The organism is Anoxybacillus amylolyticus (assembly GCF_001634285.1).
GTDB classification, from domain to species: Bacteria; Bacillota; Bacilli; order Bacillales; family Anoxybacillaceae; genus Anoxybacteroides; species Anoxybacteroides amylolyticum.
Genome location: NZ_CP015438.1, coordinates 652,467 through 665,000 on the forward strand (window position 1 = coordinate 652,467; position 12,534 = coordinate 665,000).

Consider the following 12,534-nt stretch of genomic DNA (forward strand, 5'->3'; position numbering starts at 1 on the left):
ATTATGCATCTTTTCCGTATTTAATTTCATAAAGCATTTGCATAACGCGTAAAAAATCTTCTTCGCTGAACTCTTTTGCTTTGCGTAAAATCAGTTTTGCTCGTTTGACACCTATTTCTTTGACGAGATGTTCAATTTCTGGATCCATGCCAGACGAGTTATACATTTCCCGTTCCATTAACTCAGAAGCTGGAACGTCAAGGGCGGTGCACAGTTTTAAAATCGTTTGCGTATCAGGGATTTGCTCGCCTGACTCATATTTTTGAATCGTAGCAGTTCCGACACGCACTTTTAATGCTAGTTCTTGATGGCTCATTTTTCGTTGTTCGCGATACATTTTAATATTTTCACCAACTGTACTCATAAAATTCCCCTCCTCTTTTCTATATCTCCATCATACCATGTTTTATGCCCGGTACAGGGATTTTCGTTTCAGTTTTGCGATAATTTTTGCTTCACTTTATGCATAATGGTATAATAAAAGCAATTTGAGAAATAGGAGTGTTTTCTTTGTCGAAGTTAGCGGTAGGTAGCATTGTGAAAGGAACGGTGACCGGGATTCAGCCGTATGGCGCCTTTGTTGCGATTAGCGACGATATTCAAGGGCTTGTGCATATTTCAGAAGTTTCTCATCAGTTTGTCAAAGATATTCATGATTTTTTGAAGGTGGGAGACGAAGTCATGGTTAAAATCCTTTCCATTGATGAAAAAGCAAAGCGGGCGAGTTTGTCGATAAGATCAGTAAAGGAAATACCAGCTTCGGACAAATTACGTCAACCAAAAGCAAAAGAGCTTCCCGAAACAGCGGGCGGCTTTCATATATTAAAAGAAAAACTAAAAGAATGGGTCGAACAATCGCAGGATGAATAAAAAAACACTCACCAATTGGTGAGTGTTTTTTACGAGTCGTCTCCGCTTTTCTTCGTTTATGTCCGTGATACTTTTGGTTCGGTGCGTCCAAGTTCTGCTGCTGGTTTAAATAAAAGCGCGAGGTTGATTAGTCCAGCAATGCCGACGATTCCGTAAATAATGCGGGAAATCATCGAGTTTTGTCCGCCGAAAATAGCGGCTACTAAATCGAATTGAAAGAAGCCAATTAAGCCCCAGTTAATCGCACCGATAATCGTAAAAAGTAGTGCAATACGTTGAAGTGCACTCATTTAGGATTCCTCCCTTAAAATTTAAATGGTTCGTTTATAGTGTGTATGGTTCACGGGAAAATATGCATCATTTGCAAGAAAAGCAAATTTCTTTACAGGAAGGCGAAAAAAGAACGATAATAAAAGTGTTTTTTATGATGGTTGAAGGAGGTAAGCTTATGCAAAACTTTGTGTTTCGAAACCCAACGAAATTAATCTTTGGAAAAGGACAACTCGAGCAGTTGAAAACAGAAGTGCCACGGTATGGAACGCGTGTTTTGTTAGTGTATGGCGGCGGAAGCATTAAGCGGAACGGGCTGTACGATGAAGTGCATACTATTTTCCATGAAATTGGTGCCGAAGTATTTGAACTTTCTGGTGTAGAACCGAATCCCCGCCTTTCTACCGTTCAAAAAGGAATCGACCTTTGCCGAAAAGAGAACATTGATTTCTTATTGGCTGTTGGTGGAGGAAGCGTCATTGACTGCACGAAAGCAATCGCTGCCGGAGCGAAATACGACGGCGACCCATGGGATTTCATTGCAAAAAAAGCGGCGGTTACTGAAGCGCTTCCATTCGGCACAGTGTTAACACTAGCAGCGACTGGCTCGGAAATGAATGCAGGTTCTGTGATTACCAATTGGGAAACAAAAGAAAAGTACGGGTGGGGAAGCCCTGTAACTTTCCCGCAATTTTCGATTTTAGATCCGACGTATACGTTGACGGTTCCAAAAGAACATACCGTTTACGGAATGGTGGACATCATGTCACATGTGTTTGAGCAATATTTCCATCACGTTCCGAATACACCGCTGCAGGACCGTATGTGTGAAGCTGTATTAAAAACGGTCATCGAAACAGCGCCAAAGCTTGTGAATGACTTAGAAAACTATGAATTGCGGGAAACGGTTTTATATTGTGGAACGATGGCATTAAACGGGATTTTACAAATGGGCGTGCGCGGCGATTGGGCGACGCATAACATTGAACATGCTGTATCTGCTGTATACGATATCCCGCACGGCGGGGGGTTAGCGATTTTATTCCCGAATTGGATGAAGCACGTGGTTGATGAAAATGTCGCACGGTTTAAACAATTAGCGATTCGTGTATTTAATGTTGATCCGGCTGGAAAAACAGATCGCGAAATTGCTTTAGAGGGAATTGAGAAGTTGCGCGAATTTTGGTCGAGTATTGGTGCTCCATGCCGTTTAGCGGATTATGGTATTGGAGAGGAGCATATAGAAACAATGGCCGACAAAGCGATGGTGTTTGGTGAATTCGGCAATTTTAAAAAATTAACGCGCGAAGACGTATTAGCAATTTACCGTGCATCCCTATGAGAAAGGAGCGAATAGCTCCTTTCAGACTGTTGAAAAACGATTTTGTCAAGGACAAAATCGTTTTTCAATTGTATATTTTAGGTAGAGAAAATGGATAAGGGGCTGCAGATTTGTGCATTTTTCTTCCTTAAATTAGGATATTCAAAAGATTCGACAATCTAAAGAAAAGAAAAAGTCCATATCTTTCGTGAACTTTTTCTTGACGCCCCACTTTTTCAACACTTTGAAAGGAGCGAATAGCTCCTTTTATTTTTAGAAAAATGTCAAAATGAATCCGTTTTCAAATTCTCAGTCGCCTTGATTATCTCCATTTGTTTCGCTAAAGTGTAAGAAGGTAAAACTTTTTTGTGGAGGAAACGATATGACACATATTCGATTTGATTATTCCAAAGCATTATCGTTCTTTGGAGAACATGAGCTTACATATTTACGCGATGCAGTAAAAGTAGCGCATCATTCGTTGCATGAAAAAACAGGAGCCGGAAACGATTTTTTAGGTTGGATGGATCTCCCGATAGCATATGACCGCGAAGAATTTTCCCGCATTCAGCAAGCAGCGGAAAAAATTCAACAAGACTCGGACGTACTGCTTGTGATTGGCATTGGTGGCTCTTATTTAGGGGCGCGAGCAGCGATTGAAATGTTGCATCATTCGTTTTATAATGCATTGCCGAAAGAAAAACGTCGCACGCCACAAGTCATTTTCGTCGGCAACAATATTAGCTCAACATACATGAAAGACGTCATGGATTTATTAGAAGGAAAAGATTTCTCTATTAACGTCATTTCGAAATCGGGTACAACGACCGAGCCAGCAATTGCGTTTCGTATTTTCCGTAAATTGCTTGAAGAAAAATATGGAAAAGAGGGAGCGCGCAAACGTATTTATGCAACAACCGATCGTACACGCGGTGCGTTAAAGACGCTTGCGACTGAGGAAGGATATGAAACGTTTATTATTCCAGACGATGTTGGCGGACGTTACTCGGTGTTGACGGCGGTTGGCTTGCTTCCGATTGCGGTGAGCGGCGCGAATATCGAAGCAATGATGAAAGGGGCAGCGCAAGCACGCGAAGACTTTAGTAAATCAGAGCTTGAGGAAAATCCGGCGTATCAATACGCCGCTGTTCGCAACATTTTATACAACAAAGGAAAAACAATTGAAATGCTTATCAACTACGAGCCAGCCCTCCAATATTTTGCGGAGTGGTGGAAGCAATTATTTGGAGAAAGCGAAGGAAAAGACCAGAAAGGTATTTTCCCTGCTTCGGCAAACTTCTCCACCGACCTTCACTCGCTCGGTCAATATGTTCAAGAAGGGCGCCGTGATTTATTTGAGACGGTCTTGAAAGTCGAAACACCGCGCCATGAATTAACAATCGAAGCGGAAGAAAACGATTTAGACGGCCTGAACTATTTAGCCGGAAAAACAGTTGATTTTGTTAACACAAAAGCATTTGAGGGAACGTTATTGGCTCATACAGACGGCGGCGTACCGAATTTAGTCGTGACATTGCCAACATTAGATGAATATACGTTCGGTTATCTTGTCTATTTCTTCGAAAAAGCATGTGCCATGAGCGGTTATTTGTTAGGGGTTAATCCGTTTGACCAACCGGGAGTGGAGGCTTACAAAGTGAACATGTTTGCGCTCCTCGGTAAACCAGGGTATGAAGAGAAGAAAGCGGAGTTAGAGAAACGGTTGAAATAAGAAAAGGGCTTCCGTGTGCAGGGAAGCCCTTTTAATATCGTTTATTTTGGGGCAACCTACGAAAAAAAGGAGGTTAGTTGCTATGATTGAAATCCCATCAGCGTTAGAAGGTAAAACGTTTCGTTTATATAAGCTAGAAGCGGAATTGAAGCCGCTCGGCTATGTGATTGGGGGAAACTGGGACTATGACCACGGTTCATTTGACTACAAAATCGATGACGAAAACGGTTACCAATTTTTGCGTGTCCCGTTTGAAGCCGTGGACGGGCAGCTTGATTCGAATGGGACAACGGTGAAGCTTGGGCGACCGTATTTGCTTTCACACCAATACCAAATTGGGCTTGATGACAACGTTCATGTCGGTAATCTTGCGGCATCGTTTAACCAATTTTCCGAGCCGCAAGATCCAGACGCCCAGTTTCCGGAAAAGTATATTCCCGTCGGTCAAACGCTAGTAAAGCAATTAGAAGACAAGCTGCTTAATGCTTAACGATAAACAAGCGATCATGTGGCATAAGAACAATATCGGGGGAAGGATTCAAAAGAGATGCTTCTCCCCGAAAAATTCCGAGCGGAATCACTCCATCTTCTATTAGCGCTCGACAACTTTCACGAAATGTTCGTCCAATGATTTCTTCCGGTACTTCGATAATTTGAAAATGGTTTTTCTTAGACATATGTAAAAATTGTTCCAACATTGTCGAAAAAACAGGAGATTCGATTGTATGAATAAATGAAAAGGTTGCTAATGCGTTCGTTTGGATGATTTCATCCGCACCTGCTCGCTTTGCATTGATCGCTTGTTGTTTTGTTAAAATTTCCACAATGATATAAAGGGAAGGATGTACCCCTTTCATTGCTACGAGTGTTAAAATAGTGGCCATATCAGCGTCTGTTTCGTGCTTATGCGGATCGGCTGTAATGACCGCCATTTTCGCTTTTGTAATATTTGCTTTTTGTAAAACCGAATCGTGCGACGCATTTCCTTTGATAAAGTGAATGTTTTTGCTTGCAACTGGTAGCGTAGTTAATGTTTCATCGATAATAACGAAAGAAGCGAACGGCTGCCGTTCAGTAAGCTGTCGCAATATTTCACGCGTCCGCTCATTCCACCCAACAATCACGATATGCCCTTCTTTTGTATATGGAAGCTCTCCTTTTAATAATGCATTTTCTTTTGTTACCGCCGCAGCAGAAAGGGCGGCAAAATAAGTAGAAAGAACACCGGTGCCGGCGAAAATGAGCAAAATGGCTACTAACTTGCCAATAGATGTTTTTGGCACAAAGTCACCGTAACCAATGGTTGCAGCGGTGACAATTGCCCACCAAATCCCATCCAAAAAGGAATGAAATGTGTTCGGCTCGATTATATGGATGATCCATCCGAATCCGACAATTACCATACCGCCAAGGAGCAATGTCCTCATAACGAAAGGGAGACGAAAATAAACGTATTTCACAGTACACCTCCTATGGAAATAGTTTGAACAAATGTATGTCTTTTTTTACATATTTTTTTCCTCGTTTATTCATACTATTAGTGAGTGATGAACGAGGGAGGAATTTTGCAATGGATATGAATCGTGTGAAACAAATTGTATCATCCCCAACAGATATTCCTGTTCACTACCACCGAGTGTCTGTATGGATTGATAGCTATAATGAACAACAGCAAACAGCTATTATTCATATGCGTGAAGGTCATCTTCGTGAGAAGAGAGAAGTGCCAGTTGCTGAATTGGCAGAAGGAAACGCCTGAGAGAGGCGTTTTTTTTTATTGCGAAAGAAAGTTTTCTAGCAATATTGTTTAAAATGTATGATAATACAACTAGAGAGGTGAAAAGAATGGGGAAAGTAGGACGAAATGACCCTTGCCCATGCGGAAGCGGAAAAAAGTATAAGCATTGCTGTGAAAAAAAACAAGATGTTGTATTTTTGAATGAAGTAATTACGCAAGAAGCGCTTCAACTACAGCAAGAATTATTCGAGTATGCATTGACTCACTACGGGGATGCGTTAAGCGATTTTATCTTTCGGAACATTCAACATCTTCCCGTTGTTGCGGAGGAAGAGCAAGAAACGTTTATGCTATACGTAACGCAATGGGCAGTATTTTGCGCACCGATCTTGAATGGAAGAACGGTAATGGAACACTATGTGCAAACGCGCGGTTCGAAAATTAAACGGGCAAGCACACGAAATTTGTTACGTTCGTGGACGAAGGAAGTTCCGTCATTTGCACGGGTAGTGGAGTGTGAAGCAAATCTTATCGTCGTAGAAGATATTTTTACAGGGGAACAAAAGCGCGTCACGTTGCAGGAAAGCCAGGCAGTCGAGGTAGGGAACGTCGTTGTCGGTCTTCTCGTATCGCTCGGATCAACGTACACGTTTTTCCTTTCTCTTCTAGAACTAGAAAAAGAAAGAGCAGATTTTCTTGTGGAGCGGTTGCAGAGAAAACACAAACAAATCAACCAACCGATTCGCGAATGGTTGGCGACGTCGTTTCCAGAATTGCTGCATGAATGCTTCATGCCGACGCTTCCCGAAGATTTTGGAATCGACGATCTTCAATGGGCCGAACCGATTCATCGACAAACTGCGTATCTTTTAAAAGAAAATATGGAACGTATCCATGAGCGAAGTCCATTAATAAACATTGCACTCGTTTTATGGCGTACGTATTGTGAGCTTGTCCATCCAACAATAAAAAAACCGGAATTGTACGCAGCAGCGCTTCACTATTTAATCGTAGCAACCTTTTTCCCGTATAAAGTAGCGACGCAAAAAGACATCGCGGAACATTACGGGGTATCAAGTGGCAGTCTATCGGCAAAATATCGTGAAATGGAAGAGGTGCTTGCGGATTTTCTCCAACAAGTTTACGACAAACTAGAAGAACTTGATGTGGAGGATGACGATTGGGATGAGGAAGAGTGGGAGGATGAGCCTGTATTCTTTCCGCCCCAACATTCCCGAATCGCGATGGAACGAGAATTGCGGCAATTAGAGCGAGTCATTGAAGAAAAAGATTTTTCGTCAGTTAAAGAAGCAAATAAGTACATTCAAAAAACGCTACAAAGTGGGAAGAAGCCAATCGCTTCCCTTTCGCCAAAAGACGAAGCACAAGAGCTATTGTACCAAGCATTTGAAGAAATGGATCGGAAAAAACGGCTTGACCTTGCGCATCGCGCACTAGCAATCTACCCAAATAGTCCAGATGCCTACAATATTTTGGGGGATGAATCGGGTACGCTCGAAACGGCGGCGAATTATTACAAACAAGGAATGATTGCTGGGGAAAAAGACCTCGGCAAACGATTTTTCCGAGAAAATAAAGGGCATTTTTGGGGGATTGTCGAAACGCGACCATATATGCGCGCAAAAGCTAATTACGCACAAGCCCTTTGGCAGTTAGGGGAAAAAGAAAAAGCGGTGGAACAGTATGAGCAGCTATTGCAACTAAACCCGAACGATAATCAAGGCATTCGCTATTTATTATTGCCAGCCTACATTGAACTTGGAAAATATGACGAAGCGGAAGAGTTGATGACTCAGTACGATGAAGCGACAGCGACGATGGATTATAATCGCTTACTTGTATCCTATTTGAAGTACGGATTGCATGAAGAACTGGACGATTTACTAGAAGAAGCGATTATATCTAACCCGTATGTTATTGATTATTTATTGAAAAAGAAGCGCTTGCCAAAAGAGGACCCGCTCTTTTATAGCTTTGGCGATGACACGGAAGCCGTCATGTATGCAAAAGCTCATATTCATCTATGGCAACGAGAGAAAGAACTATTAGATTGGCTGCGGGAAACGACCCGCATGCAGTGGAAAAAGTAACGAAACGCAATCACTGCTTGCGTTTCGTTTCTCTAAGCGGGGGGAGAAAAACGTGAACATTCGAATAGCAACACGCGCTGATTTGCCAGCGATTGTCGAGATATATAACGAAACAATTCCAACAAGAATGGTGACCGCTGACTTAGAGCCGGTGTCTGTTGAAAGTCGGGAAAAATGGTTTTTCGAACATTCGGAGGAGCGACCGCTATGGGTCGTCGAACAAGATGAGCAAGTATGCGCTTGGCTAAGTTTTCGCTCCTTTTATGGACGACCTGCGTATCGCTATACGGCTGAAATCGGCATTTATATTGCACAGACGCAACGCGGAAAAGGGCTTGGAAAGAAGTTGTTGCAAAAAGCAATCGATGAATGTCCAAATTTGGAAATAAAAACATTATTAGGATTCATTTTCGCGCATAATGAACCGAGTTTGCGACTTTTTTCCCTTTTCGGATTTGAAAGATGGGGGTATTTGCCGCGAGTGGCTGAACTAGACGGAGTGGAACGAGATTTAATCATCATGGGGAAACGAATCGAATAACGTTTCTACTATCTCTAGCTCCAAGGCAACCGAAACCGCTAACTAATCCACTGCTCATTCCAAACAGAAAAACCCTTGCGATGCAAGGGTTTTTCTTAATGGAGCATACCGGGCTCGAACCGGTGACCTTCGCGCTGCCAGCACGACGCTCTCCCAACTGAGCTAATGCCCCAAACATAGCTTAATTTTATTATATTTATCTGAAAATATTTTGCAAGACAAGCACAGCAAACATTTTATAATGAGAATTATATATTTTAGATAAAATTCGACAAAATGTGATAATATGCGTTCGTCCATAGACATAGTGTGTTTCCCTTACATATCATAGTGTAAGGGGGACCGAAAAAGTCGGATTTTGTCGATTTTCAAAAAAATATCTAGACAAAATTCGACAAAATGTGATATGATCAAATTGTCCATAGAATAGTATGTTTCCCTTGCGATATATACTCGCAAGGGGCTTTTTTATTTTTTATAAATTTTCAATTTCAACACTTGTAACCGAAGGGATGTTGCGAATTGAGTAATATACGTCTGTAGCGGTCTGTTTTTGATAAACTGCGACTTTCAACTTCAGCAAATGGTGTTTCTCGTCAATGTCTTTAATGTGAAATGTTTTAATAGCGATTGTTTGCTGTCGAATTGCTTCGATGACATCATCAATCTTTTCAGCGCGAGAAATAGTAAGTTGTAGTAAAATCTCTTTTTCCCTTAACTGTTTTGGACCAAAGAGCGCAGTGAGCAACGGGATAAGTTCAACGCTCACAATTAATAAGGCAACGCTGACGATTGCTTCCCAATAAAACCCTGCTCCAACAGCAATTCCGATCCCTGCTGCCCCCCATATCAACGCTGCGGTCGTTAAGCCAGAAACACTGTCATTTCCTCGTCGTAAAATAACCCCTGCTCCTAAAAAACCGATTCCAGAAACGATTTGGGCTGCTAGACGAAGTGGATCCATCGTGATATGGTCTTTTAATGGGAAGATATAGGCAGATTCAATCGATACAATCGTTAGTAGACAGCTCGAGATAGAAATGACAAGACATGTTTTTAATCCTACGGGCTTTCGTTTTAATTCCCTCTCTAGCCCAATAACAAGTCCTAATATTGCAGAAATACCCAATTTTACAAAAAGATTAAAATCCATATTTTTCCCCTCTTTTTCTTTAAATAATGCTATAATCATTATAAAACGTTTTGTGAGAGGTGGGTTATGCAATCATCGAATTTATTGAAGCCGTATATTGCGATTGCCGTCGGAGCATTAGCCGTATCGACGTCGGCCATTCTTGTAAAATGGGCGCAAGCTCCGTCAGCTGTAATCGCGTTTTATCGGCTCTTTTTTACCGTTTTGTTGATGACCCCGTTTGTTTTTCCGTACGCGCATGAATACCGGAAAATTTCGAAAATGGATTGGTTGTTTTCTTTTGTCTCTGGCATTTTATTGGCATGTCATTTTATTCTTTGGTTTGAATCGTTGAACTATACGTCGGTGACAAGTTCTGTCGTGCTTGTTACGCTCCAGCCGTTGTTTGCTTTTGTTGGTGGCTATATCTTCTTTAAAGAAAGATTAACCGTCAGTGCATTGTTTAGTGGTTTGCTTGCGATTTTTGGAAGCGTTATTATTAGTTGGGGTGATTTTCGAGTGAGTGGAGCCGCATTATTTGGTGACGTGTTGGCGCTGCTTGCTTGTGCGATGGTAACAGGGTACTGGCTTGTTGGGCAAGAGTTAAGAAAACGACTGTCGCTTATGACGTATACGTATATTGTGTATAGCGTGAGTTCGTTGACACTACTCATTTACTCACTTATCCTTCGTTACCCGTTATTTGCGTATAGGAAAATAGACTGGCTTTGTTTTATTTTGTTAGCGCTCGTTTCGACGTTACTTGGGCACTCGTTGATGAACTGGTCGATGAAGTGGCTTAGCGCAACTACTATTTCGATGAGCATTTTATTTGAGCCGGTAGGAGCGGCTATTTTAGCTTATTTTTTGCTTGATGAAATGATTCAGCCGCTTCAATGGATTGGTGGAACGTTAATTTTAACTGGCATCGGAACGTACTTATGGGGAGAAAATCGAAAACCGTCTCTATCTGTACAAGAAAGTGGATGAACCGATTGCTCCGACGATGATTTTCTTTCGTTCCACAGAAAGAGATGACTGCTCAATAGAACCGGCAAAAGTTGATAAATAGCGAAAATCAATTCGTGTAGTTTGCGTCATTAAGTAAGCTGACTGATTTGCTGCTGGTTTTCGTCGTTTATTTAACGCGGCAATTACTTCTTCTTTTGATTTAATCCCAATTCCGTGTCCATAATAAAGCCCATTGCCTAAATAAATAGTGTTTTCTCCTTGCCATTGTGGCATCGAAGGGTCTACATCGGGGTTTTTAAAATAAAGGCAGTCACCAGGGATGTAATCATCCCCTTTTTTTGTTTGAATGTTTAAGTCTTTGTCTGTATGCCAATCGTACAGCAAAAGATCGTCGAATAACTCATCGAATATCTCTCGTTTTATCGTATCCAATACCGCTTTGTAAAAAATAATAACGATTGCAGTTGCGCATTCAAACGCGTATAGTTGACTGTTGACAAAAATATCATTAATTGCAGCACTAGGGGAACCCCCTCGCCTTAGTTCAAATCCCCCTAAACGATTTCTCTGCCAATATTGCTCGTTGCATCTAGAAAACTGAAAAATAGTAAAGCGGGCAGCGCTTTTGGCTAATTGGACAGAGGCTTGGAGAATGCGTTCACGTACAAGTAGTTCGAATTGAAGTTGCTGTTTAGTTTCGTACGAATACATTTGTTTTTCTTTCACTAACGCTTGAAAAATCGTTTCTTGCTCCTTGGACAGTGTGGTAGAGGAAAAAAACGAATCGTCCTCAACAGCGTGTTGAATTTTAATCATAGTTATCCACTCCTTTCAATAGTTTTATAGAAAGTGACCTCGTTTTTGTGGATAAATAGGATAATGTTATCCACGATATGTGAATAACAATGGTAAACACCGAAAGGAAGAAGGGATGGTTTGTGGATAATTATTGTTAATTCTGTTGATAACATGTTGATAATTATGTTTAAAAAAGCCCTATACACATCGATAAAGCGACATTAACCAAAATGGATTATTACAGCAATGTGTACGTAACAGAGTTAGAGCGTTTGACCGTTGAATGGATTATTTGTATGCTACTTTACGAAGATTTATGTTGTTGGCATAAAAAATATAAAAAAAGATATTGCATTTTTTAAAACTGCATGGTAAATTATTAAACGTCGCTGCTGAACAATGTAGTGACTGAAAAACAGTTGACAATTGCTTTTTAATTGTGGTAGGATAAAAAAGCCGCTTTTAAGGCGATGTTCTTTGAAAACTGAACAAAACGAAGCGTCCTCGTTTAAGGAACGAGAAAACATGAGTTTGGAATAGAACTTTCTATGGAGAGTTTGATCCTGGCTCAGGACGAACGCTGGCGGCGTGCCTAATACATGCAAGTCGAGCGGACCGAATAGGAGCTTGCTTCTGTTCGGTTAGCGGCGGACGGGTGAGTAACACGTGGGCAACCTGCCCGTAAGACCGGGATAACTTCGGGAAACCGGAGCTAATACCGGATAACACCGAAGACCGCATGGTCTTTGGTTGAAAGGCGGCGCAAGCTGTCACTTACGGATGGGCCCGCGGCGCATTAGCTAGTTGGTGAGGTAACGGCTCACCAAGGCGACGATGCGTAGCCGACCTGAGAGGGTGATCGGCCACACTGGGACTGAGACACGGCCCAGACTCCTACGGGAGGCAGCAGTAGGGAATCTTCCGCAATGGACGAAAGTCTGACGGAGCAACGCCGCGTGAGCGAAGAAGGTCTTCGGATTGTAAAGCTCTGTTGTTAGGGAAGAACAAGTACCGCAGTAACTGGCGGTACCTTGACGGTACCTAACGAG

Annotated in this window: 13 protein-coding genes, 1 tRNA gene and 1 rRNA gene (1 of these 15 cut by a window edge); 9 read left to right on the forward strand and 6 right to left on the reverse strand. The window is 41.8% G+C overall.

All coding sequences use genetic code 11. From position 1 onward, the window contains the following. Window position 1: 1 nt before the first annotated feature. Window positions 2–364, reverse strand: coding sequence for a helix-turn-helix domain-containing protein (locus GFC30_RS03300; RefSeq protein ID WP_066322902.1), 363 nt, complete (start codon window positions 362–364; stop codon window positions 2–4). 146 nt (window positions 365–510) lie between these two features. Between GFC30_RS03300 and yugI the strand changes: the two genes are divergently transcribed. Next, a complete protein-coding gene (gene yugI, locus GFC30_RS03305; RefSeq protein WP_066322903.1) occupies window positions 511–870 on the forward strand; it encodes a S1 domain-containing post-transcriptional regulator GSP13 in 360 nt (119 codons plus the stop codon). Window positions 871–926: 56 nt separating this feature from the next. Here the strand turns inward: yugI and GFC30_RS03310 are convergent, their stop codons facing one another. Continuing rightward, window positions 927–1,160 (reverse strand): DUF378 domain-containing protein, encoded by a 234-nt coding sequence (locus GFC30_RS03310; protein ID WP_066322904.1) that lies wholly within the window; start codon window positions 1,158–1,160, stop codon window positions 927–929. Between the two features lie 158 nt (window positions 1,161–1,318). Between GFC30_RS03310 and GFC30_RS03315 the strand changes: the two genes are divergently transcribed. The 3 genes from GFC30_RS03315 to GFC30_RS03325 all read left to right on the forward strand — a co-directional run bounded on the left by GFC30_RS03315 (window position 1,319) and on the right by GFC30_RS03325 (window position 4,683). After that, a complete protein-coding gene (locus GFC30_RS03315) occupies window positions 1,319–2,482 on the forward strand; it encodes an iron-containing alcohol dehydrogenase (protein ID WP_066327072.1) in 1,164 nt (387 codons plus the stop codon). 361 nt (window positions 2,483–2,843) lie between these two features. Beyond that, window positions 2,844–4,193 carry a glucose-6-phosphate isomerase gene (locus GFC30_RS03320; protein WP_066322905.1) on the forward strand — a complete coding sequence of 450 codons (1,350 nt, stop codon included), beginning with the start codon at window positions 2,844–2,846 and terminating at the stop codon, window positions 4,191–4,193. Between the two features lie 82 nt (window positions 4,194–4,275). Then, window positions 4,276–4,683: a YugN-like family protein gene (locus GFC30_RS03325; protein WP_066322906.1), complete on the forward strand. Its 408-nt coding sequence runs from the start codon at window positions 4,276–4,278 to the stop codon at window positions 4,681–4,683. Here GFC30_RS03325 and GFC30_RS03330 read toward each other — a convergent pair. Beyond that, on the reverse strand, window positions 4,673–5,653 hold the full coding sequence (locus GFC30_RS03330) for a potassium channel family protein (RefSeq protein ID WP_238583536.1): 981 nt from the start codon (window positions 5,651–5,653) through the stop codon (window positions 4,673–4,675). The two genes, GFC30_RS03325 and GFC30_RS03330, sit on opposite strands and share 11 nt — an antisense overlap. A 110-nt stretch (window positions 5,654–5,763) precedes the next feature. Here GFC30_RS03330 and GFC30_RS03335 point away from each other — a divergent pair, with 110 nt between their 5' ends. The 3 genes from GFC30_RS03335 to GFC30_RS03345 all read left to right on the forward strand — a co-directional run bounded on the left by GFC30_RS03335 (window position 5,764) and on the right by GFC30_RS03345 (window position 8,583). Further along, window positions 5,764–5,952 (forward strand): H-type small acid-soluble spore protein, encoded by a 189-nt coding sequence (locus GFC30_RS03335; protein WP_066322907.1) that lies wholly within the window; start codon window positions 5,764–5,766, stop codon window positions 5,950–5,952. Window positions 5,953–6,038: 86 nt separating this feature from the next. Beyond that, on the forward strand, window positions 6,039–8,042 hold the full coding sequence (locus GFC30_RS17310; protein ID WP_158512127.1) for an SEC-C metal-binding domain-containing protein: 2,004 nt from the start codon (window positions 6,039–6,041) through the stop codon (window positions 8,040–8,042). Between the two features lie 52 nt (window positions 8,043–8,094). Further along, window positions 8,095–8,583, forward strand: a complete 489-nt coding sequence (locus GFC30_RS03345; RefSeq protein WP_238583537.1) for a GNAT family N-acetyltransferase — start codon at window positions 8,095–8,097, stop codon at window positions 8,581–8,583. A 99-nt stretch (window positions 8,584–8,682) separates the two neighbouring features. On the opposite strand, the gene GFC30_RS03350 is transcribed toward GFC30_RS03345, so the two are convergent. Both GFC30_RS03350 and GFC30_RS03355 read right to left on the reverse strand, forming a co-directional pair. Continuing rightward, window positions 8,683–8,755 (reverse strand) — tRNA-Ala (locus GFC30_RS03350). Window positions 8,756–9,058: 303 nt separating this feature from the next. Then, on the reverse strand, window positions 9,059–9,736 hold the full coding sequence (locus tag GFC30_RS03355; RefSeq protein ID WP_066322908.1) for an MgtC/SapB family protein: 678 nt from the start codon (window positions 9,734–9,736) through the stop codon (window positions 9,059–9,061). 66 nt (window positions 9,737–9,802) lie between these two features. Between GFC30_RS03355 and GFC30_RS03360 the strand changes: the two genes are divergently transcribed. Beyond that, window positions 9,803–10,705 carry a DMT family transporter gene (locus GFC30_RS03360; protein WP_066322909.1) on the forward strand — a complete coding sequence of 301 codons (903 nt, stop codon included), beginning with the start codon at window positions 9,803–9,805 and terminating at the stop codon, window positions 10,703–10,705. On the opposite strand, the gene GFC30_RS03365 is transcribed toward GFC30_RS03360, so the two are convergent. Continuing rightward, entirely contained in the window at window positions 10,682–11,503 is an 822-nt protein-coding gene (locus GFC30_RS03365) for a protein-glutamine gamma-glutamyltransferase (RefSeq protein WP_066322910.1), read from the reverse strand. The genes GFC30_RS03360 and GFC30_RS03365 overlap by 24 nt on opposite strands. 527 nt (window positions 11,504–12,030) lie before the next feature. Between GFC30_RS03365 and GFC30_RS03370 the strand changes: the two genes are divergently transcribed. Then, a 16S ribosomal RNA gene (locus tag GFC30_RS03370) occupies window positions 12,031–12,534 on the forward strand (it continues 1,050 nt past the right edge of the window).

Excerpts from the sequence above, each read along its gene's own strand:
- GFC30_RS03300 (WP_066322902.1), bottom strand. The coding sequence starts at position 364 with ATGAGTACAGTTGGTGAAAATATTAAAATGTATCGCGAACAACGAAAA.
- GFC30_RS03310 (WP_066322904.1), bottom strand. The coding sequence starts at position 1,160 with ATGAGTGCACTTCAACGTATTGCACTACTTTTTACGATTATCGGTGCG.
- GFC30_RS03315 (WP_066327072.1), top strand. The coding sequence starts at position 1,319 with ATGCAAAACTTTGTGTTTCGAAACCCAACGAAATTAATCTTTGGAAAA.
- GFC30_RS03320 (WP_066322905.1), top strand. The coding sequence starts at position 2,844 with ATGACACATATTCGATTTGATTATTCCAAAGCATTATCGTTCTTTGGA.
- GFC30_RS03325 (WP_066322906.1), top strand. The coding sequence starts at position 4,276 with ATGATTGAAATCCCATCAGCGTTAGAAGGTAAAACGTTTCGTTTATAT.
- GFC30_RS03335 (WP_066322907.1), top strand. The coding sequence starts at position 5,764 with ATGGATATGAATCGTGTGAAACAAATTGTATCATCCCCAACAGATATT.
- GFC30_RS17310 (WP_158512127.1), top strand. The coding sequence starts at position 6,039 with ATGGGGAAAGTAGGACGAAATGACCCTTGCCCATGCGGAAGCGGAAAA.
- GFC30_RS03355 (WP_066322908.1), bottom strand. The coding sequence starts at position 9,736 with ATGGATTTTAATCTTTTTGTAAAATTGGGTATTTCTGCAATATTAGGA.
- GFC30_RS03360 (WP_066322909.1), top strand. The coding sequence starts at position 9,803 with ATGCAATCATCGAATTTATTGAAGCCGTATATTGCGATTGCCGTCGGA.
- GFC30_RS03365 (WP_066322910.1), bottom strand. The coding sequence starts at position 11,503 with ATGATTAAAATTCAACACGCTGTTGAGGACGATTCGTTTTTTTCCTCT.